The 17,426-nt window shown below is 65.8% G+C and carries 14 protein-coding genes; 10 read left to right on the top strand and 4 right to left on the bottom strand.

The window, feature by feature from the left end; all coding sequences use genetic code 11:
• The first annotated feature begins 336 nt into the window (after positions 1-336).
• From CV023_RS18330 to CV023_RS18305, 6 genes are all read left to right on the top strand, one after another.
• Entirely contained in the window at positions 337-1,257 is a 921-nt protein-coding gene (locus CV023_RS18330; protein ID WP_230748513.1) for a LysR family transcriptional regulator, read from the top strand.
• A 191-nt stretch (positions 1,258-1,448) separates the two neighbouring features.
• Positions 1,449-2,750 carry an MFS transporter gene (locus CV023_RS18325; RefSeq protein WP_230748512.1) on the top strand — a complete coding sequence of 434 codons (1,302 nt, stop codon included), beginning with the start codon at positions 1,449-1,451 and terminating at the stop codon, positions 2,748-2,750.
• Positions 2,751-2,802: 52 nt separating this feature from the next.
• Positions 2,803-4,197, top strand: a complete 1,395-nt coding sequence (locus CV023_RS18320) for a M20 family metallo-hydrolase (RefSeq protein WP_230748511.1) — start codon at positions 2,803-2,805, stop codon at positions 4,195-4,197.
• Entirely contained in the window at positions 4,194-5,738 is a 1,545-nt protein-coding gene (locus CV023_RS18315; protein ID WP_230748510.1) for an amidase, read from the top strand. Before CV023_RS18320 ends, CV023_RS18315 begins: the two co-directional genes overlap by 4 nt.
• Positions 5,735-7,036: an amidase gene (locus CV023_RS18310; RefSeq protein WP_230748509.1), complete on the top strand. Its 1,302-nt coding sequence runs from the start codon at positions 5,735-5,737 to the stop codon at positions 7,034-7,036. Before CV023_RS18315 ends, CV023_RS18310 begins: the two co-directional genes overlap by 4 nt.
• Positions 7,037-7,128: 92 nt before the next feature.
• Positions 7,129-7,875, top strand: coding sequence for a DUF1345 domain-containing protein (locus CV023_RS18305; protein WP_230748508.1), 747 nt, complete (start codon positions 7,129-7,131; stop codon positions 7,873-7,875).
• Positions 7,876-7,940: 65 nt separating this feature from the next.
• On the opposite strand, the gene CV023_RS18300 is transcribed toward CV023_RS18305, so the two are convergent.
• On the bottom strand, positions 7,941-8,669 hold the full coding sequence (locus CV023_RS18300) for a sulfite exporter TauE/SafE family protein (protein ID WP_230748507.1): 729 nt from the start codon (positions 8,667-8,669) through the stop codon (positions 7,941-7,943).
• Between the two features lie 301 nt (positions 8,670-8,970).
• On the opposite strand from CV023_RS18300, the gene CV023_RS18295 reads away from it, so the two are divergent.
• Both CV023_RS18295 and CV023_RS18290 read left to right on the top strand, forming a co-directional pair.
• Positions 8,971-10,344: an Nramp family divalent metal transporter gene (locus CV023_RS18295; protein ID WP_230748506.1), complete on the top strand. Its 1,374-nt coding sequence runs from the start codon at positions 8,971-8,973 to the stop codon at positions 10,342-10,344.
• Between the two features lie 104 nt (positions 10,345-10,448).
• The gene (locus CV023_RS18290; RefSeq protein WP_230748505.1) at positions 10,449-11,618 is read left to right on the top strand and encodes a sialidase family protein; all 1,170 of its coding nucleotides are present in this window, start codon (positions 10,449-10,451) and stop codon (positions 11,616-11,618) included.
• A gap of 21 nt (positions 11,619-11,639) precedes the next feature.
• On the opposite strand, the gene CV023_RS18285 is transcribed toward CV023_RS18290, so the two are convergent.
• The 3 genes from CV023_RS18285 to CV023_RS18275 all read right to left on the bottom strand — a co-directional run bounded on the left by CV023_RS18285 (position 11,640) and on the right by CV023_RS18275 (position 15,079).
• Positions 11,640-12,428 carry a DeoR/GlpR family DNA-binding transcription regulator gene (locus tag CV023_RS18285; RefSeq protein WP_230748504.1) on the bottom strand — a complete coding sequence of 263 codons (789 nt, stop codon included), beginning with the start codon at positions 12,426-12,428 and terminating at the stop codon, positions 11,640-11,642.
• Positions 12,429-12,734: 306 nt separating this feature from the next.
• Positions 12,735-13,730 (bottom strand): 4-hydroxythreonine-4-phosphate dehydrogenase PdxA, encoded by a 996-nt coding sequence (gene pdxA / locus CV023_RS18280; protein WP_230748503.1) that lies wholly within the window; start codon positions 13,728-13,730, stop codon positions 12,735-12,737.
• On the bottom strand, positions 13,727-15,079 hold the full coding sequence (locus CV023_RS18275) for a four-carbon acid sugar kinase family protein (RefSeq protein ID WP_230748502.1): 1,353 nt from the start codon (positions 15,077-15,079) through the stop codon (positions 13,727-13,729). The genes pdxA and CV023_RS18275 overlap by 4 nt, the downstream gene beginning before the upstream one ends.
• 152 nt (positions 15,080-15,231) lie before the next feature.
• Here CV023_RS18275 and CV023_RS18270 point away from each other — a divergent pair, with 152 nt between their 5' ends.
• On the top strand, positions 15,232-16,212 hold the full coding sequence (locus CV023_RS18270) for an aldo/keto reductase (protein WP_230748501.1): 981 nt from the start codon (positions 15,232-15,234) through the stop codon (positions 16,210-16,212).
• 95 nt (positions 16,213-16,307) lie between these two features.
• Positions 16,308-17,201: a 4-hydroxy-tetrahydrodipicolinate synthase gene (gene dapA, locus CV023_RS18265; protein WP_230748500.1), complete on the top strand. Its 894-nt coding sequence runs from the start codon at positions 16,308-16,310 to the stop codon at positions 17,199-17,201.
• The last annotated feature ends 225 nt before the right edge of the window (positions 17,202-17,426 follow it).

The raw sequence follows: 17,426 nt of genomic DNA, 5'->3' as shown, positions 1-17,426 counted from the left end.
TCCGTTCTCCGTTGAAGGGCTCTTTTATTCAGTGTACATCAGTATTGCTGTTTTGCGCCTTTTAATTTCGGATTATTTTCGATTGTTACTGTCTACGTATGATTGTTGTTGTTTGTGCTGGTGGGATATGTGGGTGTGTATCGAACGGTATTGTTGTGTGGTGTGGCTGGGTGTGGTTCCACCCTATAAGAAGGCACTGACATAGTCGTCGGCACCGACATGGACGCGGTGAGAATCCGGGGCGCCATTGAGCCTGCGAGGTCGTTCGGCGGTATGGGGTCGGCCTCCTTCTTGCACGCGCTGCTACTGCGGCCTGCGCATGCGATGATGACCTTTATGGCCCTCGATTTCACTCTCGTCCAGCTGCGCTACTTCCAGGAAGTCGCACGGCGAGAGAACATGACCGAAGCGGCCAAGCGCCTCAATGTCACGCAGTCGGCGATCTCCACGGCAATGGGGCAGCTCGAGCGCACCTTGGGCATCGACCTCTTCATCCGCCAGCGCAACCGCTCCGTGGTGCTCTCGCCTGCGGGTCGCCGATTCCTCGCCGAGGTGGAATCGGTCCTCGAGTCCACCGAAGCCCTCGGCGAGACCGCGCTCGGGCTCTCGCGTTCGCTCAGCGGGGACCTCACCGTCGGTGTCTTCTCGCCGATCGCGCCCACTCGCCTCCCGCTCATCCACCGGGAGTTCGAGAAGCGCTACCCCGATGTCCGAATCAACTACCTCGAGGCGAATCTCCAGGAGCTGCAGGCCGCTGTCGTCGCCGGCGACTGCGATCTCGCGCTGACCTACACGCTGGGAATGACCGATCGCTTCGATCGATTCCTCATCGACCTCGTGAAGCCCCACGCCCTCGTGTCGCTCGACCACCGCCTCGGCGGGGGTGGCAGGCGGCCGCGTCCGATCCATCTTCGGGAACTCGCGGACGAGGACTACATCCAACTCGACCTGCCCTACAGCAGGCAGTACTACGACGAGCTCTTTCGGATCGCCGGTGTCGAACCGGTGGTGCGGCACACCTTTGCCGGCTACGAGACGGTGCGGTCGTTCGTGGCGATGGGGCATGGGTATTCGCTGCTCAGCCAGAGCGTGTCCTCGGGGACCTATATCGGGTCGAAGACCGTCGATGTGCCGCTGCTCGACGATTTTCCGAGCATCGATCTCGCGCTCGTCTGGCCCAAGGAGCTTCGGCTGAGCAGAAGAGCGCGGGCATTCTGCGAACTGGCCAGGGAGATTCTGGGCCCCGACGGCAGCTGAGTCGGGCGAAAGGCCCGGCATGCCGGTTGAAGAGGTCCGGCACGCTGGTTGTACAGGATCGTCGGTAAGGACGGGCCACCTCGGCGGCTCATCGATTTTGCTCATGCCGAGCTTCAAAAGTATCTGTTGGACTGATGTGACGTAGGCCGCAATGATGGTGCTCACGCGATCGCCACAACAGGGGAGCAACTATGTCAGCCACCGCAGTCACAACGGGGCGCAAGTCCACGAGCATGCAGAAGAAGGTGCTCGTCGGCGGCAGCATCGGCCAATTCGTCGAGTTCTACGATTTCACCCTCTACGGCCTCTCGGCCGTCATCCTCTCCGAGTACTTCTTCCCCGACGGCGACCGAGTCACCGGCTTGCTCGTCATCTTCGCGACCTTCGGAGTCGCCTTCGTCATGCGTCCCCTCGGCGGCCTGTTCTTCGGCGCGCTCGGCGACAAAGTGGGCAGACGGAAGACCTTGACGATCACGATCTTCCTCGTCGGAATCTGCACCGCGCTCATCGGCGTCCTGCCCGGATTCGACCAGATCGGCTGGTTCGCTCCCATCCTGCTCATCCTCGCCCGCCTCGGGCAGGGATTCTCCGCAGGAGGCGAATCGGTGGGCGGCCCCTCCTTCGTCTACGAACACGCTCCCGTCGAGAAGCGCGGACTCTGGATCAACATCACCCTCGCCGCGACCGCCCTGCCCTCGGTCTTCGCCGGCGGTCTCATCCTCGCGCTCTCGACCATGATGAGCGATGACTCCTTCGCCTCCTGGGGCTGGCGGATCCCGTTCCTCCTCGCTCTGCCTCTCTCCGCCGTGGGCCTGTGGATCCGGTCCCGGACCGACGAATCCGAGCTGTTCAAGAAGACCGCCGCCGAACGCCCCAAGGAATTCAGCCCGATCCGCGACTCCTTCCAAGAGAACTCGGTGGGGATGCTCCAGGTCTTCTTCGTCCTCGGCCTCACCGCGCTCGGCTTCTACATGCTCTCGGCCTACTTCGTCACCTACATCCAGACCACCGGCGACCTCAGCCGAGAGCAGTCGCTGGCGACGAACGCGTTCGCCATGGCCAGCTACACGATCTTCCTGCCGATCGCCGGAGCCATCGGCGACAGAGTCGGACGCAAGCCCATGCTCATTGCCGGTTCGATCCTGCTGGCGGCCACCTCGGTGCCGGCCTTCGGGTTGGTGACCAGCGGAAACATGGCACTGGCATTCATCGGGCAGACGATCTTCGTCATCTCTCTGTGCTGCTACGGCGGCGGCTGCTACACCTTCTTCTGCGAGCGGTTCTCGACGAAGACGCGCTTCACCTCGGCGGCGATCAGCTACAACATCTCCTACGCAGTACTCGGCGGAACCGCGCCGTTCGTCGGCACCTGGCTTGTCGACGTCACCGGGGTCAACACCGCGCCGGGCTTCTACATGGCCGCCTGCGCCGTCGTCGTCCTCGCGCTCATCTTCATCACCAGGTTGCCGGAGACGCGCGGGCGGCTGGGGTGAGAATCACCCGCGACCACGACACCGTTCCGACAAGAGAAAGCGAAGCACCAGCATGACCGCAGCACCCACCTCCTCGACCGACGCCGCCTTCCTCGCCGACTTCCACCATGTCGCGAGCATTGGCGCCACCGACAACAACGGCGTCGACCGCCAAGCGCTCACTCCCGAGGACAAGGCGACGCGCGACTGGATGCGCGACTGGGCAGCCCGCAACGGATTCGATCTCCGCATCGACGCGATCGGCAATATGTTCGCCTGCCTCCAACTCGTCCCCGAGAGTTCTGACACCACCGGCACCCCCACCGCTCCCTACGTCCTCATCGGCTCCCACCTCGACTCCCAGCCGCTCGGCGGACGCTTCGACGGCGCCTACGGTGTCATCGCCGCACTCTTCGCGGCGCTGCGGGTCAAGGAGAGCCTCGCCGAATCCGGGCAGGTGCCCGAATTCAACCTCGCCGTGGTCAACTGGTTCAACGAGGAGGGCGGCCGCTTCGCCCCCTCGATCATGGGCAGCTCGGTGTACGCGGGCCTCTTCGACCTCGAGGAGATGCTCGCCGTGGAAGACCTCGAAGGGACCTCCGTCGCCGAGGCACTCAAGACCATCGGCTACGCCGGCACCGATACCCCGCCCGAGGCGATCTCCTACGCCGAGATCCACATCGAGCAGGGCCGCATCTTAGAGCGCGAGGCCACCGACATCGGCGTCGTCGAAGCCAGCTGGTACACGCAGAAGCTCGATATCGACGTCCTCGGCGAACAGTCCCACACCGGTGCTACCGCTATGGCCGACCGCCACGACGCCCTCGTCGCCGCCTCCAAAGTCGTGCTCGCCGTCGCCGAGGTGGTCAACGATTTCGAGGACGAGGCCCTCGTGTCCTCGGTCGGTCAGCACGTCGTCGAACCGAACTCGCCCATCGTCGTGCCCCGCCGTGTGCACATGGTCGCCGACCTCCGCTCCTCCGACCCGGCCATCGTCACAGCCGCCCGCGACCGCCTTCGCTCCCAGATCGCCGAGATCGCCCGCGACCACGACATCACCATCGATGTCGCGGACTTCGACCTCCGCGACAAACGCCACTTCCCCGAAACCGGTGTCGAACTCGCCGAGAAGTCCGCGGCCAACGAAGGGCTGAGCATCCGCCGCCTCGAGACCATGGCCGGCCACGATTCCGTGGCGATGAACCACCGCGTGCCCGCCGTGATGATGTTCGTGCCCAGCGTCGACGGAGTGTCCCACTGCGAACGCGAGTTCACCACCGATGAGGACATGGTCCGCGGCCTGCGAGTCCTCACGAATGTGGCCACGGAATTGGTCGGCGGGGAGCTCGGCGAGGACCGCAACGGCGAAGTATGGGTCGGCAGATCCGTCGCGGAGGTTCTGGTTGGTTCGCCCGCAATCGCCGAAGGCGCCACCGTGTCAGCCTCGAACGCTAGGGTGGACCCATGAGCTCCACACCCACCTCGGCGGGCACACAGAGCACGACCGCCGACACGGAGACCTGGGCCCTGTCCGCCACCGAGGCGCTGGCCCGGTTCCGGTCGAAGGAGCTCTCCCCGGTCGACTACCTGTCCGCCCTCATCGGCCGCATCACCACCGAGGACGAGCGCATCAATGCGGTCACGGAGGTCGTCGAGGAGGCGGTCACCGCTGCGCGGGAGGCCGAACGCTTCTACGCGAACGCCACATCCGATGACCTCGCCGAGGCGGCAGACTCCCGGCCGCTGCTCGGACTGCCCGTCATCGCCAAGGAGAAGCACGCGATCGCCGGGCGCACCCTGAGTCAAGGTCTCATCCACGAACGCGACACCATCGCCGAGGCGGACGCCGCCGTCATCGCCCGCATCCGTGCTGCCGGCGGCTTCGTCCACGCCCGCGTGACCTCGCCCGAGTTCAGCTGCGCGACGGTCACGCATTCGCCGATGTGGGGCGTGACCCGCAACCCCTGGAACCCCGATCTCTCACCCGGCGGCTCGTCCGGCGGTTCAGGAGCCGCCCTGGCCGCCGGCTTCGCGCCCTTGGCGACGGCCTCGGACATCGCCGGTTCGACACGATTGCCCGCCGCTTTCACCGGCACCGTCGGATATAAGGCGCCATACGGCCGGATCCCCGGTGCCCAGCCTCTGGCCGCCGACTGGTACCGCGGGGACGGACCGATGACGCGCACCGTCGCCGACGCTGCGCTGGTCTCGCGGGTGATGGTCGGCGTCGATCCCGGCGATCACGCGACGATCGATTCGCCGGATTTCCTCTCCGATTTCGACCCCGCCGAGGCGGTCGAACGTCTGCGCGGACGTCGGGTGGCGCTGTGCCTGCGCTTGGGGGACTTCCCCGTCGGCGAGGGCATCATCGCCAATACCCGGGCGGTCGCCTCGGCGCTGGAGGCCGCAGGAGCCGTCGTCGAAGAGATCGAACTGCCATGGACGGCCGAGCGGATCTTCGAGACCGCCTTCACCCATTTCGGCCATCTGCTCGCGCCGGCGATGCGGGCGACGACCCGCGGTCACGAAGACACCCTGGCCGACTACACGCTGCGATTCATGGCCGACGCCGAGGCGGTGGCCGACCGCCGCTCGTTCTTCGAAGGACTGACGATGGAAGCGCAGATCCAGGCGGAGCTCGCGGCCGCGATGGACGGGTTCGATGTGCTCTTGGCGCCCACCTCGGCGGTGGCGGGATTGGAAGCCGGCGGCAGCTATCTCGACGGGATCACGATCGACTCGACCGGTGTGGGACGGGAAGATGCTGGCGACGGCGGAAATGGCGCCGCCGGGGGAGTGCGGCTCGAGCACTACTGGCAGGCGCACATGACGATGCCGTTCAACATCTGCAATCGGGTGCCGATCGTCAACGTGCCCTCTGGCATGGCCGACTGCGGAATCCCGACCGGACTGCAGGTCGTCGCCCACCCCTATGACGACCGGACCGCCTTCGACGTGGCGGCCGCGGTGGAGCAGCTGAGGCCGTGGACGGGGATTGCGCCGGGATGAGCCTGGACGAGACGATCGCCGCCGTCGACGGCCTCGGACGAGAACTCAACGCCGTCACCTCGGTGATGGCCGATCGGGCACGCAACCTCGGGCGGAAGTCCGCGGAACGCGTCGCTTCCGGTGAACCTGCACGCGCCCTCGAAGGGGTGACCTTCGCGATCAAGGACGTCATCGACGTGGCCGGCTTCCCGACGACGATGGGGTCGGACGTCAGCACCGGGCCCGACCCGAGCGCCACCGCGCCGGTCGTCACCCTCTTGGAGAAGGCCGGGGCACTGCCGGTGGCGAAGACGAACTGTCAGGAATTCTCGTACGGCATCCTCGGCGATGAGAGTGCCTTCGGCCGCGTGGTCAATCCGCTCGACCCCGCACTGTGCACCGGAGGGTCGAGCTCCGGATCGGCAGCGCTGGTGGCCGCCGGGGTGGTGCCGCTGGCGCTCGGCACGGATACTGCCGGATCGGTGCGGGTTCCGGCCGCCTGCCAAGGCATCATCGGCTTCAAACCGACCTTCGGAACCGTGTCCACCGACGGGGTGTTTCCCCTGGCGCCGTCCTTCGACACGGTCGGACTGTTCGCACGCGACATCGGGCTGCTCACCTCGGCGTTCGAGGTGATTGCGGGCGTCGGGGAGGGCAAGTCCGGAGCGGACGACCCTGGGTCAGACTTCTCTGGGGCGGATACCGTCCCCGCGCTCGACCTCAGTCTTCTCAACGCAGCCGAGGCATCGGCGGACGTCGCACAGCGCTGGGTCGAGGCGCATCTCGGGAACGTCAGGACAACCTCGGCGAGGTCGGAGGAACTGGGCGAGATCATTAAACGGCTGTTCGGGATCTACGACATCGTGCGCCGCTTCGAAGCCACCGTCCTGCACCAGCGGTTCGCCGAGGAGCAGGGGGAGCTGTACCAGCCCGGCGTGTGGGCGAAGATCATGGCCGGGCAGACCATTACCGAGGTGGACTACCGAGAACAGGTCGGGGCGCTGGAAGAGCTGCGCGCCTCGGCGCTGGGTATCTTCGACGAGGTCGACTTCATCGTCACCCCGGCCATCGAGGGTGACGTCCTGCGCTGGGATCAGATCGGTCCGGAATCCTCTTCGCCATTCATCCGCTATGCGATGCCCTTCAATGTGCTGGGCTGGCCCGCGGTGACAGTGCCGATCGGTACTGTCGCCGAGGTGGTGTTGGGGGATGACGCGTATGGTGCGGGCCTGGTGAAGCCGGAGTCAGTGCAGATCGTCGGCCGACCCCACGACGATCGCGGGCTGCTCGATTTCGTCGCGGGGCTCTTGGGTTCCTGAGGGCACCGAGGTTGAACTGGTCGCTCGAAGCGCGGCCTCGGCTAAGCTGAAATCGAGCCCACCGGCCACGAACGAAGCGGAGCCGTCCGGACATGCGACCCAAGCACAGTCAGACCATTACGATCTCCGACGATACACGCGCGAACGTGGCCATGGTGCCCGCGCTGGTCGTCGGACTCGTCTTGGTGCTGGGATTCGGATTCGACCCGCTTGGCACGGAAGCTGACGCCACTGACCTGGCCGACCTCACCGAGAGGCTCATCTCGATCTTCCTGGTCACCTGGCCGCTGTTCGCGTTCGTCTACCTGCTGTGGACTCATGCCGGGCTGAACGAGCTGGACGAAACCGAACTCATCGTGCATTCGCGGTGGGCACTCGCCCGCAAGCGCACGTCCTGGGCGCGGTATTTCACCATGGGCGGAGCGGTGTCCTGGGCGGCGGTCGCGGCGTATCTCGCGGTCATTCTCAACGTCTTTCTCGTCACGATGGGATCCGGGGCGAGCGTCAGTCTCGCTGTGATCCTCGGACTGGCCAACGTCGTCGCCTCATGGGCGGTCATGGTGTATTCGTTCGCCCTCGAATACATGCGCCTCGACCTCGGAGGCGGCGGCAGCGCACACGCTCGGCAACTTGAGTTCGATATGCCTGAGGAGCGCGCGTTCGGCGACTATCTGACCTTCTCCGTACTCTCCTCGACGATGACGGCCGCACTCCCTGGGAAAGCGACGACCCGACCCGGATGGCGACTGGTTCGCACCAACGTCATCCTCGCGTTCGTCTTCAACTCGGTCGTCGTGGCCACGTTGGTGTCGATGTTCCTCTCCTACATCCCGACGTAGGCAAGGGATGATTTCGGAGGTCGCATCCTACGTGGAGATTCCCCGACTTCCTCACCCGATCTGCCTCACCCGATCGCGGAGAACACCACCTCGCCGATGACCAGCAGCGCGCCGGCGATCGACGCGCACACCGCCAAACGGTAGAGCACCTTGCGGTCGGCGCGGCGAATGACGAAGTTCGACAGCCACAGGCCGACGAGCATGAACGGCAGCAGGGTCGCCGCGGCAATGAGGTGGTCGCTTCTGACTTCGCCTCCGATGGTCAGTCCCGTCAGCGAGAGGATGCTTCCCAGGGTGAAATAGGCGCTCATCGTCGATCGCATCGGAGACGGATCCAGAGCGCGGAGGACCAGGGCGATGGGAGGTCCGCCGATGCTCGTGGCGGTGCCGAAGATGCCGGAGACGCTGCTCGCGAAGAACATATTGCGTCCGTTTGCCTCGGGGGACCAGCCCACCAGGCTGAAGGCCACGCCGCCGAGGACGGTGATCGCGAGCAGAAGTGAGAGGCCTGTGTCCGGCAGCATCACGACGGCGGCGGTTCCCACCGCGATGCCGGGCAGCCGGCCGAGGGCACCCCATCCGACGAGTCTCCAATCGACGTCGCTGCGTTCGCGCAGAAACGCGGTGAGCGAGGTCAGCGTGGCCAGGAGAAGCAGGGCAGCCGGCAGCAGATCGGGGCGCAGCAGCGCGAGAACCGGGGCGGTGATCATGCCGAGACCGAAGCCGATCGAGCCTTGGAGGCACGCCGAACCGAGGACGACGACACCGATGATGATGTAGCTGACGATCTCCATCGACCCAGTGCTCCTCTGCTTCGTCGCTCGACTTCTCCGATGCGGGCAATGAGCGGCAGCGACATTGCGCTCGGAGGTCTGCGCCGCCGATTCCAACGTATCCACTCTGCCACGGTATTGCGCGAACCGTTCCATCGTCCTATGATTTGGACACAGCATCTGCGCGAAACACGCAATATGTGTTTCAATGATTACGTAAATCACGCAGACGTCAACAGAGAAACAGCCGGTGGCACAATGTCGTGAATGCACGACGCTGTGGACACCTCCACATAGTCAATCAGCAATCGGAGCGTACGACATGGCCAGTGACGTCCATAGCCCCACTCAGCATTCCGCTTCGGCCAAACCCGAGCAGGTGCCCATCCCGCGCGGACTCTCACTGATCACCTCGGTGGGTCCGGGACTCGTTCTCGCCATGTCGTTCCTCGGCACGGGCGACCTCGTCAGCTCGTCGGTCTCGGGCGCATCCTACGGCTACGCGCTCCTGTGGACCTTGGTCCTCTCGCTCGTCGCCCGCACGTTCATCATCTCGTCGATCGCCAAGTACACGCTGATGAATAAGCACGGGGACACCCAGATCCTCGACGGCTTCGCGCGGCTCTCGCCGATTCTCCCCGGTGTCATGGCTGCGGTCGTCCTCATCGCGGGCTTCATCACCCAGGCGACCTTCGTTCTCGCGGCGGCCACGGGCCTTCACGAGCTCACCGGCGGCGAATGGGGAGGTGGTTGGGGTCGCTTCATCTGTGCCGTGATCATCGTGGCGCTCACACTCACCCTGGTGATGCTGCGCAAACAGTTCACCGTACTCGAGTACTTCGCCCGTTTCGCCTCGGTCGCCATGATCGCGGCCTTCGTCTACGCGCTCATCCAGATCGGCACCTTCGACATCGCCGGCTTCTTCCAAGGCCTGGCCTTCGAGATTCCCAAGGAGCAGAACACCTCGGCCTTCGCTCCGATCGTCATCGCCTCGGCGACCATCGGCACGATCGCCGGCAATATGCCCAACCTCCTGTATTCGGGATTCATGCGCGACAAGGGTTGGATCGGCCCGAAATACAGGAAGCTCCAGCAGTTCGACCTCATCGTCGGCATGGCCCCTCTGCTCATCATCAACCTGCTCTTCTGGATCGTCGCGGCTGAGTTCCGCTCCGGCAACCCGGGGTTCTCGATCGGCGATGAGTACGACCTCTCGCATATGCTCACCGTCGCAGTCGGGCCGGTCGGTCCCTTCCTGCTGTGGATGTGCATCTTCTTCGCAGCGATGACGAGCTTCCCACCGCAGTCTCGCGGCTTCGCCCAGCTGGCCATCAACGGCATCAACCACACTGTGCCGTCGATGCGTCGATACCTCGGCCGCGACGAGGAGAACCCGGCTTTCCGCTGGATCCAGGCCATCGTCTTCATCATCGTGCCCCTGGTCTCCACAATTCCCGGCGCACCAGATCTGATCTCCCTGAATATCGTCGGCACCGCGATCTCGACGGTGCTGAGCCTGCCGATCATCGTCGTCTGCATCCTCCTGCTCACCTCGCGGAAGAAGCACATGACGAACTACGGTGTGAACCGGGTGTGGCAGACGATTCTGCTGGCCGTCCTCGGCCTCATCGCCATCATCGTCGGTGTACAGATCGCACTGCAGATTCCGGCCATGTTCGCCACGGCCTTCGGGTGAGTCACGCTCGGCGCCCATGAGGACATGCGACCAGCGCCGCACATGACCGGTGCGAGACACGACCGACGCCACAAGCAACCATCACAGCACCACAGGAGTGAGACATGAACCTGCTCTCGAATCCGTCACTCGACCACATCGCCCCGGTTCCGGCCGACGGTCGCCTGCGAGTCTTCGAGGACTCCGGCGAAGCTGCCGCGGTGATCCCGACGGATCGTCGCTCGAATCATGCTCCCTCGATCCTGGCGCTTCGCAGCGGTGGCCTGCTGACGGCCTGGTTCGGTGGCAGCGACGAGGGAAACAAGGACATCGACATCCTCGTCTCCGTCTTCGACCAGGCCTCCGGCACCTGGTCAGAATCGGCAGCAGTCACCCACGACGAGATCCGCTCCGACCAGAACCCCGGCCTGTTCGAGGCACCGGACGGGCAGGTGTGGCTGGTCTACACCTCCCAGCTCTCCCGGCAGTCCGGAGTTCCGGAGACCTTCAATCTGCAGCACACCTCCGTGATCAAGGTCGTCCGCTCCGCCGATCAGGGGCAGACATGGTCCGATCCGGAGACCCTCTTCTCCCGCGAGGGCACCTTCGCACGGCAGCCGATCCAGGTCCTCAGCGACGGCACCTGGGTGCACCCGCAATGGCTGTGCTTCGACGATGACACGAAGAACGTCTCGGACCTGCCGGTGCTGCAGCTCTCCTCCGACAGCGGCGAGACCTGGGAGCAGATCGATCTCCCGAACAGCGCCGGCCGAGTCCACCCCAATGTCGTCGAGCTCGAACCGGGCCGTCTGGTCTGCCTGTTCCGTTCGCGCTTCGCCGACTGGGTCTACCTCAGCCGGTCCGAGGACGGCGGACGCACATGGACCGAACCGTCAGCAACGGAGATTCCCAACAACAATGCCGGTCTCAGCGCGTTTCTCCTGCCCTCGGGAAGGCTCGCGCTGGTGTCGAACGAACACCAAGTGGCGCAGGGTCCCGGTGAGGTCGTCTGGCCCTACGAGCGCATGCGCATCGTCATCGCCGTGTCCGCCGACGAGGGACGTTCGTGGCCGGTGCGTCGCGTGATCGAGGCCGGCGACGGCTTCGCCGGCGAAGGCAACCTCCGCAGCAATCGCCGACAGGAATACCCGCATGGAGTCGTCGACGCCGACGGACTCATCCACGTCGTCTACGCCTACAGCTCCCGCCGCGCGATCCGCCATGTCGTCTTCGCCGAGGACTGGATCTCCGGAGTCGAAGACCAGGTGCATACCGACTGCAAGCTCTGGGGCTGATCCCGGCGCCGAGGTGGGGGCTCAGTCCGAGGCGGCTCCGAGGCCCTCGGCATCGACCCTGACCACGGTGATGCCCCGCGCCTCGAACGGTGCGATCTGATCGTCGGTGACCGAGGAATCGGTGACGAGCGTCCAACCGCTCCCGAGATCGGCCCAAGCATGGAAGGGCCGCTGCCCGACCTTGGCGGCATGGGCGACCACAAAGACATGCGCAGCACGGCGGCTCATCAGCTCCTTGAGCCGCACCTGCTCGACCGAGGCCTCGCAGACCCCGTCCTCGGCGGTCACGGCGTCGGCGCCGAGGAAGGCGAAGTCGAAGGTGAACCTCCCCAGCCCGGCTTCGGTGACCGGACCGATGAAGCCCTGGCTCAGCGGCCTGAGTCGACCGCCCAGGAGGGTGAACTCGATGCCCTCCACATCGGAGAGCTGCTGCAGCGGGGTGAGCCCAGTCGAAACGACATCCAAGGGGGTCGTCCCGCGCAGGGACCGCGCGATCTGCGCAGTTGTGCTGCCGGCGTCGAGGAGGACGTGCGAACCGGCCGGAACCTGAGCGGCGCACCACGCCCCCAGCGCTCGCTTGACCTCGGGGACCTCGTGGGAGCGCTCGTCGAGCGTGGTCTCGGCCTGGGCGGCAACGGCAATCACTCCGCCGTAGGTGCGGGCCAGATCGCCCGAGTCTGTCAGCCGGGCCAGATCGCGCCGGATCGTCGAGGCGGTGACGCCGAGCATCTCGGAGAGCGTCTCAACGCTCATCTCGCCCTTCGTCCTTGCCAGCTGGACGATCTCTTCGCGCCTCTCGCGTGCGTTCATCTCTCTCCCGGCTCGTTCGTCCGGCGACGATCACGCGACCTCTGAAGCCGGTTGATCGTGCCGTGCTGTTCTGCGTCCCGTCAGGGGATTTTCCGTGTGGCGCCTCGATGCGCCGTCGTGCCGCCACTGTATCGCGAAACGACGCGAACGCCCGTGCGAGCCGCGTTCCCGTTCCGTGGACGGGCCCCGCTGGCGGACCCTGCGAACCCTGCGAACCCTGCGAACCCTGCGGCCGCTCGCGGTCCCCGCGACCGCCGCTGCTGAACTCGCCCTCGCAATCGAGGACCCACCTCGGCGGGGGTGTTCTCAGTCGACCGAGGCCAGCGCGGCGGCCTGCCGCATCGCCTCGCTCATCGACTCGGTGTCGACCTTGCCGGTGCCGGCGATGTCGAATGCCGTGCCGTGGTCGACCGAGGTACGGATGACGGGCAGGCCGACGGTGATGTTGACTCCGGCGTCGATGCCGAGGACCTTGATCGGTCCGTGCCCCTGATCGTGGTACATCGCGACGATGAGGTCGTAGTCGCCGCGACCGGCGAGGAAGAAGGCGGTGTCGGCCGGCAGCGGGCCGGTGGCGTCGATCCCGTCGGCCTTGAGCGTCTCAATGGCGGGCACGATCTTCTCCTCTTCCTCTCCGTAGCCGAAGAGGCCGTTCTCTCCCGCATGGGGATTGATCGCGCAGACGCCGATGTGGGGTGTCGCGATTCCCGCGCGGATGAGCGCATCGTTGCCGCGGCGGACCGTGCGCTCGACGAGACCGGGGTCGATCTTGGCGACGGCATCGATGAGTCCGATGTGGGTCGTGACGTGGATGACGCGCAGCTTCGGTGAGGACAGCATCATCGACACCTCCTCGGTGTCGGTGAGGGAGGCGAGCATCTCGGTGTGGCCGGGGTACTTGTGGCCGGCCGCGTGCAGGGCTTCCTTGTTCAACGGTGCCGTGCAGATCGCCTGGACCTCGCCGGACATCGCCAGGCTCGCCGCCCGTTCGATGCAGCGGAAGGCAGCATCCCCGGCGATGGGGGAGAGCTCGCCCCAGGGCAGGTCCGCCGGCAGCAGGTCGAGGTCGATGACGTTGATGATGCCGCTGCCGTGTTCGGCCTCGGCGGGAGCCGCGATCACACGGATCTCGGCGTCGACGCCGAGCACCTCGGCGGCTCGGACGAGACGTGTGGCATCTCCGATGACCACCGGATCGGCCACCTCCAGCACCGAAGGGTCGAGGCAGGCCGCGATGCAGATCTCCGGACCGACGCCTGCGCCGTCGCCCATGGTGACGGCGACCGTGGGAAGCGAGTTCATTCATTCTCCTTCGTGGTTCCCGGAATCGCGGTGGGCTGCGGGAGCCCGACTCCGGTCAGAACTTCGTGGATAAGGGTCAGCGACGAGACCTCGCCCTGGTTGCCCGGTCGAGTGACGACGCGGTTGAGTCGAGGTGCGATTCCCGCCGAGGTGGCTGTGACCTCGGACAGCACCGCTCCCGGATGGATCTCCCCGGTCACGTCGAGGGATCCGACGCCGAGGCGGTCGAGCACGGCGCGTGCCGTCTCGCCTCCGGAGGCGACGAGGTCCACCGGCCGGAGTTCCTGCTGATCCTCCGGAACAGAGGTGTCTCCGCCTGCCGGCTCGGTTGCGTCGAGTGCCCGCGCGGTGAGTTCCGCGAGCAGACCGGGCAGCGGTCTGGGGTCGACGGTTCGGCCGTCATCGCCGATGCGCACGACTACATGTCCGGCCGCCAGACCCGCACGTACACGATTCGCCGCCGTCTGCAGGTCGGGGTCCTCGACCGTCCATGAGGACAGCGCCGAGGCGGGCAGGTCGATGACCTCGACCGGACGGTGCGCTGCCAGATCGTCGACCTGTGCTCGCGCCCGCTCGGCCGCGGTGCCGAGCACGGTGAGGACGCTGGAACCGGCTGACCTGGGCGAGTCGGCCATGGTCGGCGCCGAGATCGAGCGCTTCGCCGCAAACGCCCGGGCCAGTGCGGCGGTGCCGACCATGGTGGCGTTCAGCGAGACGGCGAGATCGACGATGGCGGAGATGTCGGACATCGATTCGGCGTCGGCGATGATGAGGCGACTTCCGCGGCTGATGTCGCGGAGCTCCTCAGGTGTCGCCGTGCGCAGTCGATCGAGGGTGAGGTGGAATGCGGGCCGCGGGCAGAGGTCGTGCAGGGACTCCGGTGCCGGTGAGTCCTCGACGCTCCAGGCGTCAGTCTCCGCGAGGCGGACCCCGTCGATGATCGGCATGCCGTCGACGATGGTGCGGCCCAGCTGCGGCAGTGCCGGCGCAAAGATCACCGGGGTGTCCGTGGTCTCTAGGGCGGTCTCCAGCAGTGCGGGGACATTGCCGCGCAGCAGGGAGTCGATCTTGATCAGTGTCGTGGGCTGCTGCTCGGGGTGCCGACGATCCGCTCGATGAGCTTCCAGGGCATGCTGCGCTCGCAGAGATGCCTGCGCAGGGGAGAGGTATCGGCAGTCGAGGTCGACGGCGAGATCGAGTGTCTCGCTCGTCCCGAGTGTGTCGTTTGAGCCGCTATTCGTGGATCCACTGAGTTGAATGCGCGCCACCGAGCCCAGGGTGGCTGCGGCCTCTGCCGCGCCGCTGAGATCATCGGCGAGGATGAGCAGACCGGAGTCGACGGTTGTCATGCCACTCCTTCGGGTCCGATCGGTGATTCGGATACCAGGTTTCCATGATTGCGCGAAATACGCAAGTTGTTGCACGTTGCGCGCATAAGTGGGAAGATTCTTGAAGATCCACCGCCCCATTCGACTGCTGACTCACTCAACGAGGAGACCGTATGACCGCTGAGAAGAATCTCTCCATCGACGGAGTCTCCGTCCCGCTGACCCCGCTGGTCCTGGGCACCATGACCTTCGGAGATACGGTCGACGAGCGCACCGCCCACGAGGTCATCGAAGCTGCGCTCGCCGCAGGCATCACCGGCATCGACACCGCCAACGGCTATGCCAAGTCGACCACCGAAGGGCTCATCTCCCCGCTGGTGAAGAAGCATCGCGAGAACATCGTGCTCGCCACAAAGGCGGGCATGCCGCATGCGGATGCCGGAGATCACTCGCCGCTCTCGGCCGCTGGCCTACGCGCGAGCGTCGAGGGTTCGCTGCGTCGCCTCGATGTCGAGTCCGTCGACCTCTTCTACCTGCACCAGCCCGACCGTGCGGCTTCGCTCGACGAGACTCTCGACACCGTTGCGGCACTGCGGGCGGAGGGCAAGCTCACCGCGTTGGGCATCTCAAACTTCGCCGCCTGGCAGGCAGTCGACGTGATCGCCGCCGCCGAACGTGCCGGTGCCCCGAAGCCCGTCGTCGCACAGAACGTCTACAGCGTCCTCGCCCGGCAGATCGAGGACGAATGGCTCGAATGCGGTGCGACCCACGGGATTGCGACCATGGCCTACAACCCGCTGGCTGGGGGACTGCTGGCCAGGCGTCCTTCGACCGAGGGAACCCCCGATCGCTTCACCGGGTCGGTGCTCGCTCAGATGTACTCGCAGCGCTATCTCTCGGATTCGGTCCTGGCCGCCGTCGAGGCCTTCGCCGCCGTGGCCGCGGACGCCGGGATTCCCCAGGCCGAGCTCGCCCTGCGGTGGGTGGCCGGAGCCGAGGGCATCGACTCCCTGCTCCTGGGGGCCAGCCGCGTTGCGCAGCTCGAGGCGAACATCGCCGCCGTCGCCAAAGGCCCGCTGCCCGAGGACGTGCTCACCGCCATCGACGAGGCGACCGCCTCGGTGCGCGGATCCCAACCCAAATACAACCGCTGACCGCAACCACCGCCTCGGCGGCCGGGACGAAGACCACCCGCCCGCCGAAGCGCACAAGCATGACGAACACCGAGAACACCACGAAGGGAATGCCCATGTCCTCCATCAGAGGAATCCTCGCCGCCGTCGCCACCCCGTTCGACGATGACGAACAGATCGTCGAAACGGCCCTGCGCGCTCATGTGCGACGTCAGCTCGAGGCCGGCATCCACGGCATCTTCGCCCTCGGGACGAACGGCGAGTTCTACGCCCAGTCCGCGGCCGAGCGCGCCGAAGCGGCACGCATGGTCATCGACGAGGTGGCCGGCCAGGTGCCCGTCGTCATCGGTGCCGGAGCCGCCACCACACGTGAGACGATCAGCGTCGCGCAGGACGCAGCTGCGGCCGGTGCCGACGCCCTGTCGATCATCACCCCGTACTTCGCTGCCGCCTCGCAGACGGAGATCGAGAACCACTTCCGCGCCGTCGCGGAATCCGTCGAGGTTCCGGTCATCGTCTACAACATCCCCGCGCGCACCGGCAATGCCGTGGCCCCGGCGACTCTGGAGAAGCTCGCCGAGGTGGACAACATCACCGGAGTGAAGGACTCGAGCGGCAACTTCGACACAATTCTGCAGTACCTCGAGCGCACGGACCGGGAGAGCTTCGACGTCATCTCGGGCAATGACTCCCTCATCCTGTGGACGCTCATCGCCGGAGGAGCGGGCGGGATCAGCGGAATCGCGAACATCTACCCGAGGACCATGGCTTCGATCTTTGACCTCTTCGCCGCGGGCGACGTCGAGGCGGCGCGGACGGCACAGGACAGCATCCGTCCGATCCGCAACTGCCTGGCACTCGGCAATCCCAACACCGTGGTCAAGCATGCGGCCAATGCGAGAGGATTCGATCTGGGGCCGGCCCGCGCCCCATTCAACGCGCTCTCTGACGACGCCAAGGCCAAGGTCGAGGAGACGGTGCAGGCTGATGTGGAGCGGGGCCTGGCGTAGTCCTCGCCCGGTGGGCGTTCACCGCTGAAAGTCGAAGACGCATTGAGGGGCCGCACCGATTCGGTGCGCCCCCTCAATGCATCCGATGGCGTTCGTTTCGAGTTATAGGCCAGATTGTGTGTACAGGATAAGCCTCTTGACCAGCAGGCAGTAGGGCACGACAGGCTTGAACATGCTCTGGAAGCATATTCAGCGCAGGCAACCCCGAGAGCCGAAGAGTGCGGA

The sequence above is a fragment of the Brevibacterium sp. CCUG 69071 genome (assembly GCF_021023135.1).
GTDB lineage: Bacteria > Actinomycetota > Actinomycetes > Actinomycetales > Brevibacteriaceae > Brevibacterium.
This window is presented reverse-complemented; position numbering and strand designations above follow the sequence as displayed.

Bases quoted from the DNA above. Each gene is read 5' to 3' on its own strand.
- CV023_RS18285 (WP_230748504.1), bottom strand. From the start codon at position 12,428: ATGAACGCACGCGAGAGGCGCGAAGAGATCGTCCAGCTGGCAAGGACG.
- CV023_RS18330 (WP_230748513.1), top strand. From the start codon at position 337: ATGGCCCTCGATTTCACTCTCGTCCAGCTGCGCTACTTCCAGGAAGTC.
- CV023_RS18275 (WP_230748502.1), bottom strand. From the start codon at position 15,079: ATGACAACCGTCGACTCCGGTCTGCTCATCCTCGCCGATGATCTCAGC.
- CV023_RS18325 (WP_230748512.1), top strand. From the start codon at position 1,449: ATGTCAGCCACCGCAGTCACAACGGGGCGCAAGTCCACGAGCATGCAG.
- pdxA (WP_230748503.1), bottom strand. From the start codon at position 13,730: ATGAACTCGCTTCCCACGGTCGCCGTCACCATGGGCGACGGCGCAGGC.
- CV023_RS18295 (WP_230748506.1), top strand. From the start codon at position 8,971: ATGGCCAGTGACGTCCATAGCCCCACTCAGCATTCCGCTTCGGCCAAA.
- dapA (WP_230748500.1), top strand. From the start codon at position 16,308: ATGTCCTCCATCAGAGGAATCCTCGCCGCCGTCGCCACCCCGTTCGAC.
- CV023_RS18290 (WP_230748505.1), top strand. From the start codon at position 10,449: ATGAACCTGCTCTCGAATCCGTCACTCGACCACATCGCCCCGGTTCCG.
- CV023_RS18305 (WP_230748508.1), top strand. From the start codon at position 7,129: ATGCGACCCAAGCACAGTCAGACCATTACGATCTCCGACGATACACGC.
- CV023_RS18270 (WP_230748501.1), top strand. From the start codon at position 15,232: ATGACCGCTGAGAAGAATCTCTCCATCGACGGAGTCTCCGTCCCGCTG.
- CV023_RS18310 (WP_230748509.1), top strand. From the start codon at position 5,735: ATGAGCCTGGACGAGACGATCGCCGCCGTCGACGGCCTCGGACGAGAA.
- CV023_RS18320 (WP_230748511.1), top strand. From the start codon at position 2,803: ATGACCGCAGCACCCACCTCCTCGACCGACGCCGCCTTCCTCGCCGAC.
- CV023_RS18315 (WP_230748510.1), top strand. From the start codon at position 4,194: ATGAGCTCCACACCCACCTCGGCGGGCACACAGAGCACGACCGCCGAC.
- CV023_RS18300 (WP_230748507.1), bottom strand. From the start codon at position 8,669: ATGGAGATCGTCAGCTACATCATCATCGGTGTCGTCGTCCTCGGTTCG.